21 protein-coding genes and 2 tRNA genes are annotated in these 21,497 nt (G+C 63.3%); 6 read left to right on the forward strand and 17 right to left on the reverse strand.

The features are described from left to right. Positions 1-34: 34 nt before the first annotated feature. The 5 genes from ASC83_RS12810 to ASC83_RS12830 all read left to right on the forward strand — a co-directional run bounded on the left by ASC83_RS12810 (position 35) and on the right by ASC83_RS12830 (position 6,978). The gene (locus tag ASC83_RS12810) at positions 35-2,596 is read left to right on the forward strand and encodes a PAS domain S-box protein (protein WP_056062995.1); all 2,562 of its coding nucleotides are present in this window, start codon (positions 35-37) and stop codon (positions 2,594-2,596) included. After that, complete coding sequence (locus tag ASC83_RS12815) at positions 2,593-3,219, forward strand: response regulator transcription factor (RefSeq protein WP_007848524.1); 627 nt, start codon at positions 2,593-2,595, stop codon at positions 3,217-3,219. Before ASC83_RS12810 ends, ASC83_RS12815 begins: the two co-directional genes overlap by 4 nt. A gap of 73 nt (positions 3,220-3,292) precedes the next feature. Continuing rightward, positions 3,293-4,147: a bifunctional methylenetetrahydrofolate dehydrogenase/methenyltetrahydrofolate cyclohydrolase FolD gene (folD, locus tag ASC83_RS12820; protein ID WP_056062998.1), complete on the forward strand. Its 855-nt coding sequence runs from the start codon at positions 3,293-3,295 to the stop codon at positions 4,145-4,147. Between the two features lie 69 nt (positions 4,148-4,216). After that, positions 4,217-6,262: a M3 family metallopeptidase gene (locus ASC83_RS12825; RefSeq protein WP_056063002.1), complete on the forward strand. Its 2,046-nt coding sequence runs from the start codon at positions 4,217-4,219 to the stop codon at positions 6,260-6,262. A gap of 59 nt (positions 6,263-6,321) precedes the next feature. Then, complete coding sequence (locus ASC83_RS12830; RefSeq protein WP_056063005.1) at positions 6,322-6,978, forward strand: glutaredoxin family protein; 657 nt, start codon at positions 6,322-6,324, stop codon at positions 6,976-6,978. A gap of 132 nt (positions 6,979-7,110) precedes the next feature. Here the strand turns inward: ASC83_RS12830 and rpiA are convergent, their stop codons facing one another. Continuing rightward, positions 7,111-7,800 (reverse strand): ribose-5-phosphate isomerase RpiA, encoded by a 690-nt coding sequence (gene rpiA, locus ASC83_RS12835; protein WP_056063009.1) that lies wholly within the window; start codon positions 7,798-7,800, stop codon positions 7,111-7,113. Positions 7,801-7,836: 36 nt separating this feature from the next. Here rpiA and ASC83_RS12840 point away from each other — a divergent pair, with 36 nt between their 5' ends. After that, positions 7,837-8,889 (forward strand): quinone-dependent dihydroorotate dehydrogenase, encoded by a 1,053-nt coding sequence (locus tag ASC83_RS12840; protein WP_056063012.1) that lies wholly within the window; start codon positions 7,837-7,839, stop codon positions 8,887-8,889. A gap of 131 nt (positions 8,890-9,020) precedes the next feature. Here ASC83_RS12840 and ASC83_RS12845 read toward each other — a convergent pair whose 3' ends face one another. The 16 genes from ASC83_RS12845 to uvrB form a co-directional block, all read right to left on the reverse strand. Beyond that, positions 9,021-9,362 (reverse strand): hypothetical protein, encoded by a 342-nt coding sequence (locus ASC83_RS12845; protein ID WP_369816974.1) that lies wholly within the window; start codon positions 9,360-9,362, stop codon positions 9,021-9,023. Next, on the reverse strand, positions 9,359-9,754 hold the full coding sequence (locus ASC83_RS12850; protein ID WP_056063014.1) for a phage holin family protein: 396 nt from the start codon (positions 9,752-9,754) through the stop codon (positions 9,359-9,361). Before ASC83_RS12850 ends, ASC83_RS12845 begins: the two co-directional genes overlap by 4 nt. A 45-nt stretch (positions 9,755-9,799) precedes the next feature. Then, positions 9,800-10,102, reverse strand: a complete 303-nt coding sequence (locus ASC83_RS12855) for a DUF883 family protein (protein ID WP_056063019.1) — start codon at positions 10,100-10,102, stop codon at positions 9,800-9,802. A gap of 144 nt (positions 10,103-10,246) precedes the next feature. Beyond that, complete coding sequence (locus ASC83_RS12860) at positions 10,247-11,344, reverse strand: NAD(P)/FAD-dependent oxidoreductase (RefSeq protein ID WP_056063024.1); 1,098 nt, start codon at positions 11,342-11,344, stop codon at positions 10,247-10,249. A gap of 35 nt (positions 11,345-11,379) precedes the next feature. After that, positions 11,380-12,417 carry a histone deacetylase family protein gene (locus tag ASC83_RS12865; protein WP_056063027.1) on the reverse strand — a complete coding sequence of 346 codons (1,038 nt, stop codon included), beginning with the start codon at positions 12,415-12,417 and terminating at the stop codon, positions 11,380-11,382. Between the two features lie 155 nt (positions 12,418-12,572). Then, positions 12,573-12,647 (reverse strand) — tRNA-Val (locus ASC83_RS12870). Between the two features lie 51 nt (positions 12,648-12,698). Then, a tRNA-Val gene (locus tag ASC83_RS12875) sits at positions 12,699-12,773 on the reverse strand. A gap of 37 nt (positions 12,774-12,810) precedes the next feature. Further along, complete coding sequence (dnaQ, locus tag ASC83_RS12880; RefSeq protein ID WP_056063030.1) at positions 12,811-13,524, reverse strand: DNA polymerase III subunit epsilon; 714 nt, start codon at positions 13,522-13,524, stop codon at positions 12,811-12,813. Then, positions 13,524-13,862, reverse strand: coding sequence for an ISC system 2Fe-2S type ferredoxin (gene fdx, locus ASC83_RS12885; RefSeq protein WP_056063033.1), 339 nt, complete (start codon positions 13,860-13,862; stop codon positions 13,524-13,526). The genes dnaQ and fdx overlap by 1 nt, the downstream gene beginning before the upstream one ends. A gap of 42 nt (positions 13,863-13,904) precedes the next feature. After that, positions 13,905-15,776, reverse strand: a complete 1,872-nt coding sequence (gene hscA, locus ASC83_RS12890) for a Fe-S protein assembly chaperone HscA (protein WP_056063038.1) — start codon at positions 15,774-15,776, stop codon at positions 13,905-13,907. A gap of 80 nt (positions 15,777-15,856) precedes the next feature. Next, a complete protein-coding gene (hscB, locus tag ASC83_RS12895; protein WP_056063041.1) occupies positions 15,857-16,375 on the reverse strand; it encodes a Fe-S protein assembly co-chaperone HscB in 519 nt (172 codons plus the stop codon). Positions 16,376-16,460: 85 nt separating this feature from the next. Next, positions 16,461-16,784: an iron-sulfur cluster assembly protein IscA gene (gene iscA, locus ASC83_RS12900; protein WP_056063043.1), complete on the reverse strand. Its 324-nt coding sequence runs from the start codon at positions 16,782-16,784 to the stop codon at positions 16,461-16,463. A 25-nt stretch (positions 16,785-16,809) separates the two neighbouring features. Continuing rightward, the gene (gene iscU, locus ASC83_RS12905) at positions 16,810-17,211 is read right to left on the reverse strand and encodes a Fe-S cluster assembly scaffold IscU (RefSeq protein WP_056063045.1); all 402 of its coding nucleotides are present in this window, start codon (positions 17,209-17,211) and stop codon (positions 16,810-16,812) included. Between the two features lie 39 nt (positions 17,212-17,250). After that, positions 17,251-18,471: an IscS subfamily cysteine desulfurase gene (locus ASC83_RS12910; protein ID WP_056063047.1), complete on the reverse strand. Its 1,221-nt coding sequence runs from the start codon at positions 18,469-18,471 to the stop codon at positions 17,251-17,253. Positions 18,472-18,586: 115 nt separating this feature from the next. After that, a complete protein-coding gene (iscR, locus tag ASC83_RS12915; protein WP_015013980.1) occupies positions 18,587-19,123 on the reverse strand; it encodes a Fe-S cluster assembly transcriptional regulator IscR in 537 nt (178 codons plus the stop codon). Between the two features lie 251 nt (positions 19,124-19,374). Then, positions 19,375-21,465, reverse strand: a complete 2,091-nt coding sequence (gene uvrB / locus ASC83_RS12920; protein ID WP_056063050.1) for an excinuclease ABC subunit UvrB — start codon at positions 21,463-21,465, stop codon at positions 19,375-19,377. Between the last annotated feature and the right edge of the window lie 32 nt (positions 21,466-21,497).

Here is a 21,497-nt window from a genome sequence, read left to right on the forward strand (position 1 = left end):
CTGAGCGCTCCCGGGGCTCCTCTACACTCCCTACATGGATTCGATGCCCACCACCCCCTCCCCCACGGCCACGACCGTGGCAGCGCCGATACGCTGGTGGCGCAAGTGGTGGCGCGGCTTGTCGCCCACCCGGCAAGACCGTTTTGCCGCACTTGCCCCCCTCGCGGCAGTGCTGATGTTTCTGGCCGCCATCGTTGCGGCGTTCTGGTACCTGCGCGCCGAAGAAGCCGAGCGTGAACAAGAAGCCCTACGGCGCGACGTGGAATACGCCCAGCAGCGCGTACGCCTGCGCCTGCTGGAGCGGCAAGAGCAACTCATGCGCATCGCACGCGATGTGTCCAACCAGGACCTGGGCAAGGCAGAGTTCATCAGCCGCGCGGAGGCACTGATCAGCCAGTACCCGGAGCTGCAGGCCATCACCTGGATTGACGACCGCCGACGCATCCGCGCAAGCCAGGCCGCCCCGACACTAGCGAGTGGTGAACTGCGCATCGCAGGCGAAGTCCTCAAGCCCGGGGACACCGCCGACACCTTTGGCCTGGCTCGGGACCTGCAGCAACCGGTGTACGCGCAGCCGGCCGCCACGTCGGGCGATGCGACCCCATTGCTGCAGTTGCAGGTACCGCTCAACAATCAGGGCAAGTTCAGCGGCGTGGTGCTGGGTGAATATTCCATCGACAGCCTGCTGCGCTACGGCACTCCCACCGAAGTGCTGGCGCGCTACGCGGTGACGCTGCTCGACAGCAAGAACCAGGTGCTGGCGGGCACGCCGCTGGGCCCGCGCAACAAGGCCACGCAGTTGCTCCCCTGGACGCCCAAGGCCAACGAGTACGAGGTACCGGTCTCCCCCGTCGGCAACGGTCTGGTGCTGCGCGCACAGGCATACCGCACGTCGCTTGGCGTGGTGGGCAGCGGGCTGTTCTGGCTGGTGGGCACGCTGAGCGCGATGACGGCCTGGATGCTGATCGCCACCTGGCGCCACACCCGTCGCCGCATGCAGGCGCAAGAGGCCCTCGTGGCCGAGACCAACTTTCGCCGGGCGATGGAAAACTCCATCCTCACCGGCATGCGCGCCCTGGACATGGAAGGCCGCATCAGCTATGTGAATGCCGCCTTTTGCCAGATGACGGGCTGGAGTGCCGAAGAGCTGGTGGGCCTGAAAGCCCCCTTCCCCTACTGGCCCGAGGCCGATCACGAAACCCTGCAGGCCAAGCTGCGCGACGAACTGCGCGGCAACACCATGGCAGGCGGCTTTCAGGTGCGCGTCAAGCGCAAGAGCGGGACGCTGTTCGACGCCCGGCTCTATGTGTCTCCGCTGATCGACGCCCATGGCCAGCAGACAGGCTGGATGACGTCGATGACTGACATCACCGAGCCCAACCGCATTCGTGAACAGCTGTCGGCGTCGCATGAACGCTTCACCATCGTGCTGGAGTCGCTGGACGCCTCGGTGTCGGTGGCCCCCCTGGGCAGCGAAGAGCTGCTGTTTGCCAACAAGCTCTACCGCCAGTGGTTCGGGTCGCAAACCGGCGGGCACCTGCAACTGGTGGCGCAGGCAGGCGTGGTGCCGATTGCGGGCAAGGAGCAAAGTGGCATGGACGATGAGGACGGCCTGATGGGCCTGCCCACCGACACGCTGACCAGCGCCCGCAGTGAAAACGCCGAAATCTACCTGCCCGACCTGGGCAAGTGGCTGGAAGTGCGCTCGCGCTATCTGAACTGGGTGGACGGCCGCCTGGCCCAGATGGTGATTGCCACGGACATCACCCCCCGCCGCCTGGCCGAAGAGCAGGCCCAGCGGCAGGCCGAGCGCGCGCAGTCGGTCAGCCGCCTCATCACCATGGGCGAGATGGCGTCCAGCGTGGCGCACGAGCTCAACCAGCCGCTCACCGCCATCAACAACTACTGCAGCGGCATGGTTTCGCGCATCCAGAGCGGCCAGCTCACCGAAGAAGCCCTGCTCACCGCCCTGCAAAAGACAGCCCACCAAGCACAGCGCGCAGGCCAGATCATCCAGCGGATCCGATCGTTCGTGAAAAAGAGCGAGCCCAACCGCACGCTGGCCGATGTGCATTCGATGGTCAACGAAGCCGTCGAGCTGGCCGACATCGAACTGCGCCGGCACAACGTGCGCCTGACGCACTACGTCGCCGCGCGCCTGCCGCAAGTGATGGCCGACACCATCCTGATCGAGCAGGTGCTCGTCAACCTGATGAAGAACGGCGCCGAGGCCATCCAGCACGCCGACCGCCCCGCCCCCAACCGCAGCGTGGAGCTGCGCGTGGTGCCCAAGCAGATCGATGACCGCCAGGTGGTCGAGTTCTCGGTGCAGGACACCGGCAAGGGGCTGGCCCCCGAAGTGCTGGAGCGCCTGTTCGAGGCATTCTTCTCTACCAAGCAGGAAGGCATGGGCATGGGCCTCAATCTGTGCCGCAGCATCGTCGAGTCCCACCAGGGCCGGATGCAGGCGGAGAACCTCTACAATGGCTCGGAGGTTACAGGCTGCAGGTTCTCCTTCTGGCTGCCGCTTGCCAAGCCTGCTGATGCCACTACAAATTCTGTAGCAAACGAACAAAACCCAAGGACTGTTGCATGAGCTTGATTCCGAAAAAAGGCACTGTTTACGTTGTGGACGACGACGAAGCAGTTCGCGATTCCCTGCAGTGGCTGCTGGAAGGCAAGGACTACCGGGTGCGTTGCTTTGATTCGGCCGAGACGTTTCTCTCACGCTACGATCCGCGCGAGGTGGCCTGCCTGATCGTGGACATCCGGATGGGCGGCATGACCGGCCTGGAACTGCAGGACCGCCTCATTGAGCGCAAATCGCCGCTGCCCATCGTGTTCATCACCGGCCACGGCGACGTGCCCATGGCAGTGAACACCATGAAGAAAGGCGCGCTGGACTTCATCCAGAAGCCTTTTGACGAAGAAGAGCTGGTGGGCCTGGTAGAGCGCATGCTAGACCACGCCCGCGAAGCCTTCGCGGGCTACCAGCAGGCCGCCAGCCGCGACGCCCTGCTGTCCAAGCTCACCAGCCGCGAGGCGCAGGTGCTCGAACGCATCGTGGCCGGTCGCCTGAACAAGCAGATCGCTGACGACCTGGGCATCAGCATCAAGACGGTGGAGGCACACCGCGCCAACATCATGGAAAAGCTCAACGCCAACACGGTGGCCGATCTGCTCAAGATCGCTCTGGGGCAGAACGCGCCCAAGGGCTGATTGCTCCCATTTTGATAGCTACCAGCGCATATTGAACTAGCGCTACCAGCCATTTTGACTTGTATTTTCTGACATGACAGCCCAACTCATCGACGGCAACGCCCTTTCCCGCCAACTTCGCAGCGAGGTGGCGCAACGCGCTGCCGCCCTCACCGCCCGTGGCCACCAGCCTGGCCTGGCGGTGATTCTGGTGGGCGAAGACCCAGCCTCGGCCGTGTATGTGCGCAACAAGGTCAAGGCCTGCGAGGACAGCGGCGTGCGCTCCATCTTTGAAAAGTACGACGCCGATCTGAGCGAGGCTGCGCTGCTGGCACGCATCGAAGCCCTCAATGCCGACCCCACAGTGCACGGCATCCTGGTGCAGATGCCCCTGCCCAAGCACATTGACCCGCACAAGGTCATCGAGGCCATTGCCACCTCCAAGGATGTGGATGGCTACTCGGTGCTGTCGGCTGGCGAACTCATGGCCGGGCTGGACGGTTTCCGCCCCTGCACGCCCTACGGCAGCATGAAGCTCATCGAGTCCACCGGCCAGTCGATCAAGGGCAAACATGCCGTGGTCATCGGGCGCAGCAATACCGTGGGCAAGCCCATGGCCCTGCTGCTGCTGCAGGCCAATGCCACGGTCACCGTCACCCACAGCGGCACCCCCGACCTGGGCTACCACACCCGCCAGGCAGACATCGTGGTGGCTGCGGTCGGCCGCGCCAACACGCTCACTGCCGACATGGTCAAGCCCGGTGCCATCGTGATCGACGTGGGCATCAACCGCAAGGCCGACGGCAAACTGTGTGGCGATGTGGACTTTGAGGGCGTCAAAGAGGTGGCGGGCTGGATCACCCCCGTCCCTGGCGGGGTTGGACCCATGACCATTACCATGCTGCTGGTGAACACCATCGAAGCCGCCGAGCGGGCTGCCGCGCGCTGACCGCGCCCGGGGAAGACGCCAGCCGCTTTGCAACTTGAACCTGCGCCGCCTGGCGCCATCTAATTCCGCATGAGCAACGCCCTTCTCGACTTCTCCGACCTCCCCGCCTTTGACCGCATCACCCCACAGGACGTAGCCCCTGCGGTTGATGTGCTGCTGGAGCGTGCCAATCAGGCTCTGGAGACCGTCACGGCGCCCGACTTCCCTGCCCGCTGGGATGCCATCGCCAAGGTGCTGGATGTAGCCACCGAACAGCTCGGCCGCGCCTGGGGGGCTGTCAGCCACCTCAACAGCGTTGCCGACACACCGGAACTGCGCGCGGCCTACAACGCCGCCCTGCCTCGCGTCACGGAGTTCTGGACCCGCCTGGGCGCTGACGAACGCCTCTATGCCAAGTACAAGGCCATCGACCCCGCCACCCTGACCCCCGAGCAGCGCCAAGCCCACCGCAATGCGGTGCGTAACTTTGTACTCAGCGGCGCTGAGCTGACCGGGGCGGCCAAGGAGCGCTTCGCCCAGATCCAGGAACGCCAGGCCGAGCTGAGCCAGAAGTTCAGCGAAAACGCGCTGGACGCCACCGATGCCTTTGCCTACTACGCCACCGCTGAGGAACTGGACGGTGTACCGGCCGATGTGCAGCAAGCCGCTTTGGCGGCCGCACAGGCGGACGGGAAACCCGGCTACAAGCTCACCCTGAAGATGCCTTGCTACCTGCCGGTGATGCAGTTTGCCACCCGCAGCGACCTGCGCGCCAAGCTGTACCGCGCCTATGTCACCCGTGCCTCGGACCAGGCCGAAGGCGAAGGCCAGAAATTCGACAACACCGCGCTGATTGGCGAAATCCTGGCCTTGCGCCGAGAAGAAGCCCAGCTGCTGGGCTACGCCAACTTTGGTGAAGTCTCCGTGGTGCCCAAGATGGCCCAGTCGCCCGCCGAGGTTGTCCAGTTCTTGCGTGATCTCGCCCGCCGCGCCCGGCCCTATGCCGAAAAGGACGTGGCCGACCTGCGCGCCTTTGCGGCCGAACACCTGGGGCTGACCGATCCGCAGCCCTGGGACTGGCCCTACATCTCTGAAAAGCTCAAGGAAGCCCGCTACGCCTTCAGCGAGCAGGAGCTCAAGGCGTACTTCACGGCACCCAAGGTATTGGCAGGCCTGTTCAAGATCATTGAGACGCTGTTTGAAGTGTCCATCCGCCGCGACACGGCACCGGTGTGGCACCCTGCGGTGGAGTTCTATCGCATCGAACGCAACGGCCAACTGGTGGGCCAGTTCTACCTCGATCAGCCCGCGCGCACCGGCAAGCGGGGCGGCGCCTGGATGGATGACGTGCGCACGCGCTGGCAGCGCCCCGACACCGGAGTGCTGCAAACACCGATTGCCCACCTCGTCTGCAACTTCGCGGACGGTGTGGACGGTAAGCCGCCACTGTTGACCCATGACGACGTGATCACGCTGTTCCATGAATTTGGCCATGGACTGCATCACATGCTGACCCAGGTGAACGAACGCGATGTTTCCGGCATTGGCGGCGTCGAATGGGACGCCGTGGAGCTGCCCAGCCAGTTCATGGAAAACTTCTGCTGGGAATGGGATGTGCTCAGACACATGACGGCCCACGTGGACACCGGCGCGCCGCTGCCGCGCACGCTGTTTGACAAGATGATCGCCGCCAAGAACTTCCAGAGCGGCATGCAGACCCTGCGCCAGATCGAGTTTGCCTTGTTCGACATGCTGCTGCACACCGAACACGACCCGGCCCAGGACTTCATGCCCCTGCTGACCCAGGTGCGCCAGGAAGTGGCCGTGCTGCAGCCGCCCGCGTTCAGCCGCACGGCCCACACCTTCAGCCACATCTTTGCCGGGGGCTATGCAGCGGGGTACTACAGCTACAAATGGGCCGAGGTACTCAGCGCCGACGCCTACGCCGCCTTTGAAGAAACCGCCGGTACCGACGGCTTGCCCAGCACCGAAACCGGGAGACGCTACCGTGAGGCCATTCTGGAAGCGGGTGGCAGCCGCCCCGCCATGGAGTCCTTCAAGGCCTTCCGTGGCCGCGAGCCCAGTCTGGATGCCCTGCTGCGCCACCAGGGCATGGCGGAAGAACTGACCGCCTGAGTGCGGTCTGTCGCCTGGCCTCTAAAAACCACAGCCCCACAAGAATGAGGAGAACCCGCATGCCCCGTACAACGTTCGCTCCTGCCGCTGCCTCCTTGTTGATGGCCCTGGCCTCTGTGGGGGCCCAGGCGCAGAATGTCTATCGCATTGTCGGGCCCGACGGCAAGGTGACTTTCTCAGACCGCCCTCCGGCCGAAACCACTGCGCCGCCCGCGCGCAGCCCTGCAGCCCCGGCTGCCGCGACCGCAAGCCCTGCAGCGGCCAATGGAGCGTTGCCTTACGAACTGCGCCAGGTGGCCAACCGGTACCCGGTGACCATCTACACCGGCAATGACTGCGCACCTTGCGGAAGCTTGCGCAACATGCTGACATCACGCGGTGTGCCGTACACCGAGCGCACAGTGGCCAGCAATGAGGACATTGCCGCACTTCAACGCCTGAGTGGCAGCACCAGCCTGCCTTTTGGCACCATTGGCGGCCAGCAACTGGTGGGCTTTTCAGATGCGGAGTGGATCCAATACCTCGACGCAGCGGGCTACCCCAAACAATCCCAGTTGCCCAGCAACTACCGCCAGCCAGCGCCCACCCCACTGGTGGCGGCCAAGCCGGTGGAGTCCGCACCCGCCGCTGAACCGAAAGCGCCGGCACGGCCCGCGCTCCCTCCACCGGTCAATGACGGCCCAACTCCAAGCAATCCCGCCGGTATCCGGTTCTGACACTGTGATGTAGCCGCGTCCGGGCGGCTGGTCCTTCCATTCACATCCATCCAACAAAAAAGGGGCCTCCAAAGGCCCCTTTGCATTGGCGAACTACGGGGGCGGGCTTGTCACCCACTCCTCCACCATTCCTCAATAGGTGATGGTCTTCACGCCCTGCGCCGTACCCAGCAGGCACACGGATGCCTTCTGGTGGGCAAACACACCCACGGTCACCACGCCAGGCCATTGGTTGATCTCTGACTCGAACACCAGCGGGTCGGTGATGGACAAGCCCTTCACGTCCAGAATGTGCTGGCCGTTGTCAGTCACCAGTGGCTGTCCGTCCTTGAGTCGCAAGCTGGCTAGTCCACCCATGGCGGCAAAACGGCGCGCAATGTGATTGGCAGCCATCGGGATCACCTCCACCGGCAACGGAAACTGGCCCAGGGCCTTCACCAACTTGGATTCGTCGGCAATACACACGAAGCGCTCGGCCAATGCTGCCACGATCTTCTCGCGTGTCAGTGCCGCGCCGCCGCCCTTGACCATGTAACCCTGGCCGTCGATCTCGTCCGCGCCGTCGATGTAGACGGAGAGCGATGGCACCTCATTGGCATCGAACACGGCGATACCCAGTGCCTTCAGGCGCTCGGTGCTGGCTACGGAGCTGGAGACAGCGCCCTTGATCTGGTCCTTGATGCCCGCCAAGGCGTCAATGAACTTGTTGACGGTGGAGCCGGTGCCCACCCCCACAATCTCGCCAGGCACCACGTATTGCAGCGCGGCTTGGCCTACCAGGGTCTTGAGTTCGTCTTGGGTCAGGGGAGTGGTGGTCGTCATGGGAGAAAATCGGGGGTAATCCTGAATTATCTCCCCATGTCCCTGATCCCCTACGCCCTCACCCGCCCCTTTCTCTTCGGCATGGATGCCGAGGCCGCTCACGAACTCACCATGGACATGCTGGCGCGCGGGCAGCGCACGCCGCTGCAATGGGCCTGGTGCAACGAAACTGTGAACGACCCCATCACCGTGGCGGGGCTGAAGTTTCCCAACCGCGTGGGCATGGCGGCGGGCCTGGACAAGAATGCGCGCTGCATTGACGCGCTGGGCGCCATGGGTTTCGGTTTTGTGGAGGTGGGCACCGTGACCCCCAAAGCGCAGCCGGGCAACCCCAAGCCGCGCATGTTTCGCCTGCCCGAGGCCCGCGCACTCATCAACCGTCTGGGCTTCAACAACGAAGGCCTAGACGCCTTCCTGCGCAATGTGCAGCAGGCGCAGTTTCGCAAGCAGAACCGTCAGCATCCCATGCTGCTCGGTCTCAACATCGGCAAGAACGCCACCACCCCCATTGAGAACGCCACCAGCGACTACCTGATCTGCCTGGAGGGCGTATACCCCCATGCCGACTATGTGACGGTCAACATCAGCTCACCCAACACCCAGAACCTGCGCGCATTGCAAAGCGATGCCGCACTGGATGCACTGCTGGGAGCGATTGCCGAGCGCCGTGAGACGCTGGCAGCCCAGCACCAGCGGCGCGTGCCGGTTTTTGTGAAAATTGCTCCAGACCTGGATGAAGCCCAGGTGGCAGTGATCGCCGCGACACTGCAGCGCCACGGCATGGACGGTGTGATTGCCACCAACACGACCATCAGCCGCGCTGCGGTGCAGGGCATGCGCCACGCGGAAGAGACGGGGGGGTTGAGTGGCACTCCGGTGCTGGAAGCCAGCAACCAGGTCATTCGGCAGCTGCGCGCAACCTTGGGCAGCGGATTCCCCATCATTGGTGTCGGCGGCATCATGAGCGCCGACGACGCAGTGAGCAAGATTCGCGCAGGGGCAGACGTGGTGCAGATCTACACCGGCCTGATTTATGAAGGCCCTGCGCTGGTCGTGAAGGCCGCCAAGGCCATCAAGGCCTTGCGCTGACCCCTCGGGCCACAAACGCTCGACCACACACGACCCCATAAGAAAACGGAGCCTCTGGCAACAGGGCTCCGTTTCAGTTTTCGGCGTGGGTTTGAGCAGCGGGACGCCGCCCTCCGCAACCCCGCCAGTCGTCAGCGCCGCAAGCGCATCAGCATTGGCAAGACAATGCCCGCCCACCGGATCAACCTGCGCGGGCCGGCCACCAGAGCGACACCGGCCATGGCCGCCACCGCCAGCGGGTGTTCGCGCGCGAACCCGGCGGCGCGCAGCGCCAGCGAGGCATCTCCACCGCCCGTGGCGCCTCCGGCTTGCTCCGCGAGCGCGCGGGCCTGGGCCCGGGCCACGCGGCGGGCACGCAGCCGCTCGCGCTGCAGTTCAATTCGGTCAAGCACACGCTGCTGCTCCGGGGTAGCTACCAGCTTCACCGTGGGCGCAGTCTGCGGTGTACCAATTGTTGGGTGGGGGGTGCTCACAAGCGCTCCTTGATGTCACGCCAGTCCTGGGCCAACTCTCGCCGCGTCAGCGCAAAGCCGCTGCCCGCGCGCTGCGCCACCGACACCAACGACACCGTGGCGGCGGCCCAGCCTGCAGCCCACACGGCAGCCACCAGCCACGCCACCAGCGTGCGTTGCGGTGAGTCCCAAAAGTGCACCAGCACCGCCAGCGACACCATGATCAGGGCCACCACCGTGAGCCCAACGACCAGAATGGTCAGCACCAGCAGTTGTTGCAGCCGCTGCTTCAGGTCCGCCCATTCCAGGCGGGCCAGGTCCATCCGGTCTTCGGCGGCGATGGCGCTCTCGATCAGGTTGGCACGCCAGCGGGCGGCCAACCCTTCCAGACCCAGCAGCGAGAGCCAATTCATGTCTTGTTGCCTCTGTGGCGTGCCGTCATGGGAGGACAGCGACGATCAGCGGCGTGCAAGCAGAAAGCCAACCAGCGCGCCCACGGCCAATGCGGCACCCGCCACACGCCAAGGTTCGTCATGGGCGTAGCGGTCGGCTGCCAAAGCGGCTTCCTTCGCTTGGCGGGCGGCGTCCTGAGCAGCGCGCACAGCGGATTCACGCACGTTGTGTATGCCATCGTCCAGGCGCTGGCGCAGCAGCTTGATTTCAGGCACTGCGTCCAGGTCCTTGTTGGCCAACAGCCCCCGCAGATCGGAAACCAGCTTTTCCAGTTCGCCCTGGGTGGTCGTGGTGTCAGAAGCAGTCATACAAGCCTTTCTGTGTAGTGCCAAAAGTGATGGGAAACCCCGCACGCGAACGTTGGGGCTGAAGTTCATCTTAGCCATCCGCGCAGAAACCCCTCGTAGGACGGGGACGCAAGAGGTTACTGATTGCAAATGGCTTGCTGCAGATCAAACCAGCGCAGCCACATGCTCCGCAATGGCCAGGGCACTTGTCAAGCCAGGCGACTCGATGCCAAAGAGGTTGACCAGCCCCGCCACCCCATGGGCAGCAGGCCCTTGAATGACGAAGTCGGCAGCGGATGCACTGGGCCCGTGAATCTTGGGGCGCATGCCAGCGTAGCCCGGCGCCAGAGCGCCATCTGGCAAGCCCGGCCAATATTTGCGCACCTCGGCATAAAAGGCATCGCCGCGCGCGGGGTCCACCTGCAGATCGTCGGGCGAGTCCACCCATTGCACGTCCGGGCCAAACTTGGCCTGGCCGCCAAGGTCCAGCGTGAGGTGTACACCCAGCCCAGCCGCCTCGGGCACCGGGTAAATCAGTCGGCTGAACGGCGCCTTGCCCGTCAACGTGAAATAGTTGCCCTTGGCGTAGTAAGCGGTAGGCACATGCTGCGGGGCCAGCCCGGCGAATCGCGCAGCCAGCGCGGGGGCGTGCAACCCGGCGGCGTTGACCACGGTGCGCGCGCGGAGACGCGTGCCATCCGACGCTTCCAAATCAATAGCATCAGAGCCAATAGATGCCAGCGCTAGTGGCGAATTCAGCGCCACAATTCCACCCGCATGCTCCAGATCGCCCTGCAGCGCCAGCATGAGCGCATGGCTATCGACGATGCCGGTGCTGGGCGAGTGCAAGGCACCAACGCAGGCCAGCGCGGGCTCCATCGCCAGGGCTTCTTCGCGGCTGAAGCGTTGCAGGTCCAGCACTCCATTGGCATGGGCCCGCACCTGGATACCTTCCAGGCTGTCCAGCTGGGCGGCAGAGGTGGCCACCAGCAGCTTGCCGCAGCGGCGGTGGGGCACACCGCGCTCCGTGCAGTAGGCGTAAAGCAATTCCTTGCCCCGCACGCACAGCCTGGCCTTGAGCGAACCTGCGGGGTAATACAGCCCGGCATGAATCACCTCGCTGTTGCGCGAACTAGTGCCAGTGCCGATGGCGTCCGCTGCCTCCAGCACCATCACCTCCCGCCCCTGGAGCGCCAGTGCACGGGCCACCGCCAGACCCACCACGCCCGCGCCTACCACCACACAATCCACCGTATCGATCATCAGTGCGTCTCCTGCATCACCTGCCGGGTGCCGCGTCAGGCCTGCTCAAAACCATCGAGCACGTTGACGGCATTGGTGCCCAGCTCGGCCGCCGCATAGCCGCCTTCCAGCACGAACACCGTGGGCAACCCCAGCCGTGCCAGCCGCTCGCCCAGGCGGGTGAAATCTGACGATGCCAGTGCAAACCGCGAGATGGGATCGCCCTCAAAGGCATCCAGCCCCAGAGAGATCACCAGCCCGTCGGCGCGGTAATCCGTGATGCGCAGGCAGGCTTGCTCAAGTGCATCGAACCATGTTGCTGCGCTGGTGCCCGCAGGCAAGGGCAGGTTCAGGTTAAACCCAACACCAGCCCCCTCGCCCGTTTCGTCGGCGTGGCCCAGGTAGAAGGGGTACTCCGTGCGCGGGTCACCGTGCATGCTGATGAACAGCACATCGCTGCGGTCGTAAAAGATGCTCTGCGTGCCGTTGCCGTGGTGGTAGTCCACATCCAGCACCGCCACACGCTGGGCGCCCTGGTTGCGCAGGGTTTGCGCTGCCACGGCGGCGTTGTTCAAGAAGCAATAGCCCCCCATGAAGTCCGGGCCCGCATGATGCCCTGGCGGCCGTGTGCAGCAAAACGCGGCGCGCGTCCCCAGCGCAACGCGTGCCGCTGCGCTGGCAGCCGCATCGGCCCCCGCCTTGGCTGCGGCCCAGGTTCCTGCCGCCATGGGTGTACCGTTGTCCATGGAATACAGCCCCAGCCGTGCGACAAAGTTATCGGGTTCCACATCACTGCGCAGCGTGCGCACCGGCCAGACAGACGGAAAAGGCTGCACTGACGCATTGGTTGGGTCCAGCGCCAGCCATTGTTGCCAGGCGGTCTGCAGAAAGGCCAGATAGCGCGGCGCATGCACCTGCGCCAGCACGGCATTGCAGTCCACATCGGGCAACACCAGGGCGTGGCCGCGTGTGCGCAGGGCGTCTTCCACATAGTCCACACGTTCGGGTTTTTCAAAACAGGGCACGCGCTCGCCCCGAAAGAATTCGTGGGCCGGTGCATGCCCCTGGTGCAAGGGATTGTGGAACGTGATCATGGATGCAGCGTTGCAGGTACGGGCGACAAATGTAGCGCGCAAGCCTGCGTTGTACGCCGCTTTGGCGAATGGTCGCTGCACTTTGCAGCTTGCAGACAGGCGGACGAGCCAAGAAAAAACCCCTGCAGGTCAGGAACCTGCAGGGGTTTTTGAATTGGTGGGTGATACATGGATCGAACATGTGACCCCTGCCGTGTGAAGGCAGTGCTCTACCGCTGAGCTAATCACCCGTCGCAAGCACCTTGGAGAAAGATACCGCTGCGAAAAGTCTGGCAGCAACATGGTGGGTGATACATGGATCGAACATGTGACCCCTGCCGTGTGAAGGCAGTGCTCTACCGCTGAGCTAATCACCCTTGTCGCTGCGACAGCCTTCTATTATGGCACAGCTTTTCAAGCCGACTGGAGAGTTCGCCAAATTGTTTTGCCACCGCTGGCCTTGTCGATCTGCGTGAGCACCTCGGCATGGGCCGCCTGCTCTTGTTCGCTCGCCCGCAGCACCGGCAGCGCAAGGCCACGCAAATCGATGGCTGCCACCTTCACGCCGTCAGCGCTGTCATGGCCATCGTCGGCGATCAGCAAGGCATCCTGCCCGCGTGTGAGATTGATGTAGACGTCGGCCAGCAGCTCGGCGTCGAGCAAGGCGCCGTGCAGCGTACGGCCCGAGTTGTCCACGCCCAGGCGGTCGCACAGTGCGTCCAGCGAGTTGCGCTTGCCCGGGTACATCTCCTTGGCCATGGCCAGCGTGTCGGTCACGCTTTGCACATAGGTGCCAAATGCCGGGCGCCCCACCAGCTCCAGCTCCTTGTTGAGAAAGCCTACGTCGAACGCTGCGTTGTGGATGATGATCTCGGCGCCCTGCAGGTACTGCAGGATGTCGTCCACCACGTCGGCAAATTTGGGCTTGTCCTTCAGGAACTCGTTGCTGATGCCGTGCACTTTCAGCGCATCTTCATGGCTGTCACGGCCAGGGTTGAAGTACAGGTGCAGGTTGTTGCCGGTCAGCTTGCGGTTGAGCAGCTCCACACAACCCAGTTCAATGATGCGGTCACCACCTTCGGCCGAAAGGCCAGTGGTCTCAGTGTCCAGAACAATTTGCCGGGACATCAGTGGTTTTCCTTGGCGTGGTTGATCGTGTACTTCGGAATTTCGACGGTCAGATCGGTCTGCGCCAGGATGGCCTGGCAAGACAGGCGCGACTGCGGTTCCAGGCCCCAGGCGCGGTCCAGCAGGTCTTCTTCCTCTTCTTCTGCCGCATTCAGCGAATTCAACCCCTGGCGCACGATGACGTGGCAGGTGGTGCAAGCGCAGCTCATGTCGCAGGCATGCTCAATGTTGATGTGGTTGTCCAGCAGCGCTTCGCAGATCGAGGTGCCTGCGGGCGCCGTGATCTCAGTGCCAGCGGGGCAGTATTCGGGATGGGGAAGGATCTTGATGACAGGCATGGGGTGGTCTTTTTCTTGTTCAGAGGGATGCGCTGGCTCGTATCACAGGCTCGCGACGTTCTTGCCGGCCAAGGCCTGCTGGATACCGCGGTTCATGCGCTGGGCTGCAAACGCCTCGGTGCCCTTGGCCAGGGCTTCCGTGGCGGCCTCGATGGCCGCGGCATCGTCGGCGTCGCGCTGGTGGCGCAAGGCCACCATCAGGGCGTCGATGGCAGCCCGCTCCTTGGGGCTGAGCACGTCGCCATCCGCGTCAAGCGCGCTTTGCGTGGCAATCAGCATGCGGTCGGCGTCCACGCGGGCCTCGACCACGGCACGGGCCTTCATGTCCTGCGCGGCCGTGGCAAAGCCATCCTGCAGCATGCGCGCGATCTGGTCGTCCGTGAGGCCATACGACGGCTTCACGTCAATGCGGGCCTCCACCCCACTACCCTGCTCTTTCGCGGCCACGCTCAGCAGGCCATCGGCATCGACGGTGAAGGTCACACGGATACGCGCAGCGCCTGCCGCCATCGGGGGAATACCGCGCAACTCAAAGCGCGCCAGGCTGCGGCAGTCCTGCACCAGGTCACGCTCGCCTTGCACCACATGGATGGCCAGCGCGGTCTGTCCGTCCTTGTAGGTCGTGAAGTCCTGCGCCTTGGCGGTCGGAATGGTCTCGTTGCGCGCAACAATGCGCTCCACCAACCCGCCCATGGTTTCGATGCCCAGGGACAGCGGAATCACGTCCAACAGCAGCAGGTCGCCTGCCGTGTTGTTACCGGCCAGCTGGTTGGCCTGGATGGCAGCACCCAGCGCGACCACTTCGTCGGGATTCAGGTTGGTCAGTGGCTCCTTGCCAAAGAACTCCGCCACGGCCCGCTGCACCTGCGGCATGCGGGTGGAGCCGCCCACCATGACCACACCCTGCACTTCATCGCGCGCCAGATGCGCATCGCGAAGGGCCCGGCGCACAGCCGCCATGGAGCGGGCGGTCAAATCGGCCGTCACCGCGTCAAAATCCAACCGTTTGACGTCAAATTGCACAGAAGCGCTAGATAGCTCTGCCTTGAATGCTACCAAATCAGTAGCGGTCAAGGCCTCTTTGCTGGCGCGTGCCGCCATGCGCACGGCCGACTTGTCGGCTGGTGTGACCGCCTGTTGCCCCACCTGCTGCAGAACCCAGTCTGCCAGCGCAGCGTCGTAGTCGTCGCCTCCGAGGGCAGAGTCGCCGCCCGTGGCGATCACTTCGAACACGCCCTGCGTCAGGCGCAGGATGGAAATATCAAACGTACCCCCACCCAGGTCATAGACGGCGTAGACGCCCTCGCTGGCGTTGTCCAGGCCATAGGCAATCGCCGCCGCAGTGGGCTCGTTGATCAGGCGCAGCAGGTTGATGCCAGCGAGCTTGGCCGCATCCTTGGTGGCCTGGCGCTGGGCGTCGTCGAAGTACGCAGGCACGGTGATCACTGCGCCATACAGATCATCATTGAAGGTGTCTTCAGCGCGGTAGCGCAGCGTGGCCAGAATCTCGGCACTGATCTCGACGGGCGACTTGTTGCCATCCACCGTGGCCAGGCTGACCATACCGCCCTCGCCGCCATCAGCAGCAGCCACGAAGTCGTATGGCAGCTTGCCCGCTTCCGCCACGTCCTTGAGGCCACGCCCCATGAAGCGTTTGGCCGAGGCGATGGTGTTGCGTGCATCCTGGGCCTGCGCCGCCACGGCGTCATATCCGATCTGGCGACCGCCGTTGGCCAGGTAGCGCACCACCGAGGGCAGCAGCACCCTGCCCTGTGCATCGGGCAGGCATTCGGACACACCATTGCGCACAGCGGCAACCAGAGAATGGGTGGTGCCCAGGTCAATGCCCACCGCGATGCGCCGCTGATGCGGGTCGGGGGACTGGCCAGGTTCGGAGATCTGCAAAAGCGCCATGAAATTTCGGGTCTCAACGTGGTGGGGGACGCCATCACCTCAGCAAGCGACAGGGGCCCCAGGGGGAAAGCAAAACCGCTCTATTGTCCCAGTTGCTCTCGGCGACGTTCTATGTCGTCCGCAAATCGCGCAATGAACATGAGGGCTCTGACCTGGCGGGCCGCGCCGGCATAGTCCTGCTGCTGGTCGATGAGTTGCTCGCACTGCGACAGAGCGGCACGCCGGGCTTGTTCCACCTCTTCGTCCAGTGCGTCCAGCTCGCTGTCTGCGCGGGCATCTTCCAGTGCCTCGCGCCATTCCATCTGCTGCATCAAAAACGCAGCGGGCATGGCGGTGTTGTCTTCGGCACGGATAGGCGCTCCGTGCAGTTCGCACAGATAGGCCGCCCGGCGCATGGGGTCCTTCAGGCGTTGGTAAGCCTCGTTGATGCGCACGGACCACTGCATCGCTACGCGCTGCGCCGCAGCGCCTTGCGCAGCAAACTTGTCGGGGTGGGCTTCGCGCTGCAGTTCCTTCCAGCGCGCGTCGATGGCGCTGCGTTCTTGTGCAAAGCGGCAAGCCAGGCCAAACAGTTCGAAGTCGTCAGATTGCAGATTCATGCGCAAGGGGGCGTGAAGAAAATCCAAGAAAAAACCGCCAGCACAGAGCGCGTTGGCGGTTTGGCGTTACATCAGCTGAAGACGTTCAGACGCGGAAGCTCTCCCCGCAACCGCAGCGATCACGCTCGTTGGGGTTATTGAACTTGAAGCCTTCGTTCAGCCCCTCACGGACAAAATCCAGCTCGGTGCCATCGATGTAGGCCAGGCTCTTGGGGTCGATCAGCACCTTGACGCCGTGGTTTTCAAACACGATGTCCTCGGGCTCGCTCGCGTCCACATACTCCAGCTTGTAGGCAAGCCCCGAGCAGCCGGTCGTCTTGACCCCCAGACGCACGCCCAGCCCCTTGCCACGGCGGGCAAGGTAACGGTTGACGTGCCGGGCTGCAGCTTCTGTCAGCGTAATGGCCATGTCTCTCGATCTATCTGTCAAACAATCAGGCGGCAGTGGCCGTGGTGGCGTGCTTGGTCTTGTAGTCCAGCACAGCTGCCTTGATGGCATCTTCCGCCAGGATGGAGCAGTGGATCTTGACGGGCGGCAAGGCCAGCTCTTCGGCGATCTCGCTGTTCTTGAGCGCTGCGGCTTCGTCCAGCGTCTTGCCCTTGACCCACTCGGTCACCAGCGACGACGAGGCAATGGCTGAGCCACAGCCGTAGGTCTTGAAGCGGGCGTCTTCGATCACGCCGGTTTCAGGGTTCACCTTGATCTGCAGCTTCATCACGTCGCCGCAGGCAGGCGCGCCCACCATACCGGTGCCCACCGAATCGTCACCCTTGTCGAACGAACCCACGTTGCGGGGGTTCTCGTAATGGTCAACCACTTTGTCTGAATAAGCCATGATGTGTACCTCTTCAATACGTCCAGAATGTGTGCGGAATCAGTGAGCAGCCCACTGGATGGTGCTGATGTCGATGCCGTCCTTGTACATCTCCCACAGCGGGCTCAGCTCGCGCAGGCGGGCCACGTTCTCGCGAATGGTGGAGATGGCGTAGTCAATCTCTTCCTCGGTCGTGAAACGGCCGATGGTCATGCGCAGGCTGCTGTGGGCCAGCTCGTCGCTGCGGCCCAAAGCGCGCAGCACATAGCTGGGCTCCAGGCTGGCAGAGGTGCAGGCCGAGCCCGAAGACACCGCCAGGCCCTTGATACCCATGATGAGCGATTCGCCTTCGACGAAGTTGAAGCTCATGTTCAGGTTCTGCGGCACACGGCGCTCCAGGCTGCCGTTGATGTAGACCTGCTCGATGTCCTTGAGGCCGTCGAGCAAACGCTGCTGCAGGGCCTTCGCCTTGGCATTGCTCTCGGCCATTTCTTCTTTGGCGATGCGGAAAGCCTCGCCCATGCCCACGATCTGGTGCGTGGGCAAGGTGCCCGAACGCATGCCGCGTTCATGGCCGCCACCGTGCATCTGGGCTTCCAGCCGCACGCGGGGCTTGCGGCGCACGTACAGCGCACCGATGCCTTTGGGGCCGTAGGTCTTGTGGGCGGTCATGCTCATCAGATCGATGGGCAGCACGTTCATGTCGATCTCGACACGGCCCGTCGCCTGGGCGGCATCCACATGCAGCAGGATGCCCTTCTCACGGCACAGGGCGCCAATGGCGGGGATGTCCTGGATCACACCGATTTCGTTGTTCACGAAGAGGATGCTGATCAGCACGGTGTCTGGACGGATGGCAGCCTTCAGGGCATCCATGTTGACCAAGCCGTCTTCCTGCACGTCCAGATAGGTGGCTTCAAAGCCTTGGCGCTCCAGCTCGCGCATGGTGTCCAGCACGGCCTTGTGCTCGGTCTTGAGCGTGATGAGGTGTTTGCCCTTGCCTTTGTAGAAATGCGCAGCGCCCTTCAAGGCCAGGTTGATGGACTCGGTCGCACCACTGGTCCAGACGATTTCGCGGGGGTCGGCACCAATCAGGTCGGCCACTTGCACACGCGCTTTTTCCACCGCCTCTTCGGCCTCCCAGCCCCATGCGTGGCTGCGCGACGCCGGGTTGCCAAAGTGCTCACGCAACCAGGGAATCATGGCGTCCACCACGCGGGGGTCTACCGGGGTCGTGGCGCCATAGTCGAGATAGATGGGAAAGTGCGGGGTCATGTCCATGGCTGGCTCAGTAAAAGGTTCTGGCTGGCAAACAGAAGAGGCAGAACAAACAAGAAAACGATTACAACGCGGTCAGGGCAGTGCCGACCCCAGGGCCAGCACGGCGCACCGAGCATCAGGATTTGGCGAAGACGTTACCCAACGCAAACACCGAATTGGGGGCGTTCACGCGGATGGGCTTGACCACCGGCGTCGTGGAGATGGCGCGGCGAACCACGGGCTTGTCTTCGATCTGCACGCCCTTGGCGAGCTGCTCGTCCACCAGCTTTTGCAGGGTGACCGAGTCCAGAAACTCCACCATGCGCTGGTTCAGCGAGGCCCACAGTTCATGCGTCATGCAACGGCCGGCTTCACCCAGGCAGTTTTCCTTGCCACCACACTGCGTGGCGTCGATGGGTTCATCGACGGAAACGATGATGTCGGCCACCGTGATGTCGCCCGCCTTGCGGGCCAGCGTATAACCGCCGCCGGGGCCACGGGTGGATTCCACCAGTTCATGGCGGCGCAGCTTGCCAAAGAGTTGCTCCAGGTACGACAGCGAAATCTGCTGGCGCTGGCTGATGGCAGCCAGCGTGACGGGGCCGTTGTTCTGGCGCAGGGCCAGGTCAATCATGGCGGTGACCGCAAAACGGCCTTTGGTAGTGAGACGCATCGCAAGCTCCTTGTGCTAAGGCTTGTTCGTTGAAGAAACCGCCTGCGCTGACTGTTTGCCAGCGAGGCACCGTCTCCGCCCCTTACTCCGCCCAGTCACCTGCTGCGGAGCCCTTCATCGTTGGGCTGTTTTGTTGAGTGTTTTATGCGAGTATAGCACAAATCCCTATTGATTCTGTCGGGTTAAAAAACCAAATAGTTATTAATCGACTCAATAGTATTTTCTCATCGCATTCCCAATCGCAATCCCTTTTACAAGGCCACGAAATCGCTGCCGTGCGCACCAAAGGCCTGGTCCTTGAGCCGAGTGAGCTGGTCGCGCACCCGGGCCGCCTGCTCGAACTCCAGATTGCGAGCATGTTCCAGCATGAGCTTTTCCAGGCGCTTGATCTCGCGTGCCACGTCTTTCTCGGACATGTCCTCCACCTGCGCCCGCTGCAACGCTTCCTGCTCCAAACGTTCGGCGTCCTTGCCGGCTTTTTCGCTGTACACGCCGTCAATCAGGTCTCTTACCCGCTTGACAATGCTGCGCGGCGTGATCCCGTTGGCCTCGTTGTATGCGATCTGCTTGATGCGCCGGCGTTCCGTCTCACCCATGGCTTTTTTCATGGAGTCGGTGATGCGGTCGGCGTACAGGATGGCATGGCCGTTCAAGTTGCGCGCTGCACGGCCAATGGTCTGTATCAGGCTGCGCTCGGCGCGCAAGAAGCCCTCCTTGTCCGCATCGAGGATCGCCACGAGTGACACCTCAGGAATGTCCAGCCCCTCGCGCAGCAGGTTGATGCCCACCAGCACGTCAAACGCCCCCAGGCGCAGGTCGCGGATGATCTCCACCCGCTCCACGGTGTCCACATCGCTGTGCAGGTAGCGCACCTTGACACCGTTGTCGGTGAGATAGTCGGTCAACTGCTCGGCCATGCGCTTGGTCAACGTGGTAATGAGTACGCGCTCATGCTTTTCTACACGAATGCGTATTTCTTGCAGCACATCATCCACCTGATGGGTGGCGGGGCGTACCTCCACCACCGGATCCACCAAGCCCGTGGGGCGCACTACCTGATCCACCACCTGGCCTGCATGGGTCTTTTCGTAGTCGGCGGGCGTGGCCGATACAAAGATTACCTGCCGCATGCGTTGCTCAAACTCCTCGAACTTGAGCGGTCGGTTGTCCAGGGCCGAAGGCAGGCGAAAACCATATTCGACCAGCGTGGTCTTACGCGAGCGGTCGCCGCTGTACATCGCGTTGAGCTGGCCGATCATCTGGTGGCTTTCGTCCAGAAACATGATCGCGTCCTTGGGCATGTAGTCGGTCAGCGTGCTGGGCGGATCGCCCGGCGCCGCGCCCGACAGGTGGCGCGTGTAGTTCTCAATGCCTTTGCAGTGGCCCACTTCGCTCAGCATTTCCAGATCAAATCGCGTGCGCTGCTCCAGCCGCTGCGCTTCGACCAGCTTGCCGTCAGCCACCAGCTGCTGCAGGCGTTCGGCCAGTTCCAGCTTGATGGTCTCGACCGCCGCCAGCACCTTGTCGCGCGGCGTCACGTAGTGGCTGCTGGGGTACACGGTAAAACGCGGGATCTTCTGCTTGACGCGGCCCGTGAGCGGGTCGAAAAGCTGCAGGCTCTCAATCTCGTCGTCAAACAGCTCAATGCGAATCGCCAGCTCGGAGTGTTCGGCCGGGAACACATCGATGGTGTCGCCCCGCACACGGAACTTGCCTCGGCTGAAATCCGCCTCGTTGCGCTGGTACTGCATGCGGATCAACTGAGCGATCACGTCCCGTTGCCCCAGCTTGTCCCCCACCCGCAGCGTCATCACCATGCGGTGATAGCTCTCGGGCTCGCCAATGCCGTAGATGGCCGACACGGTGGCCACGATCACCACATCGCGCCGCTCCATCAGGCTCTTGGTGCAAGACAGCCGCATCTGCTCGATGTGCTCGTTGATCGCGCTGTCCTTCTCGATGAACAGGTCGCGCTGCGGCACGTAGGCCTCTGGCTGGTAGTAGTCGTAGTAGCTGACGAAATATTCCACGGCGTTCTTGGGAAAGAACTCGCGGAACTCGCTGTACAGCTGCGCGGCCAGTGTCTTGTTGGGCGCAAAGATGATGGCGGGGCGGCCCATGCGCGCGATCACGTTGGCCATGGTGAAGGTCTTGCCCGATCCCGTCACACCCAGCAACGTCTGGAAGGTCTCCCCATCATTCAGTCCCTCCACCAGCTTGTTGATGGCCTCGGGCTGGTCGCCTGCCGGCGGATACGGCTGGAACAGTTCAAACGGGGAATCGGGGAAGCGGACGAACTCGCCGTCTTGCTTTTCAGTTATGACTTCTGTGATATCCGGCATGGGGGCGGTCAACGGGTGGTGAAGGCGGGCCG

It is taken from the genome of Acidovorax sp. Root402 (assembly GCF_001425125.1).
GTDB classification, from domain to species: Bacteria; Pseudomonadota; Gammaproteobacteria; order Burkholderiales; family Burkholderiaceae_C; genus Acidovorax; species Acidovorax delafieldii.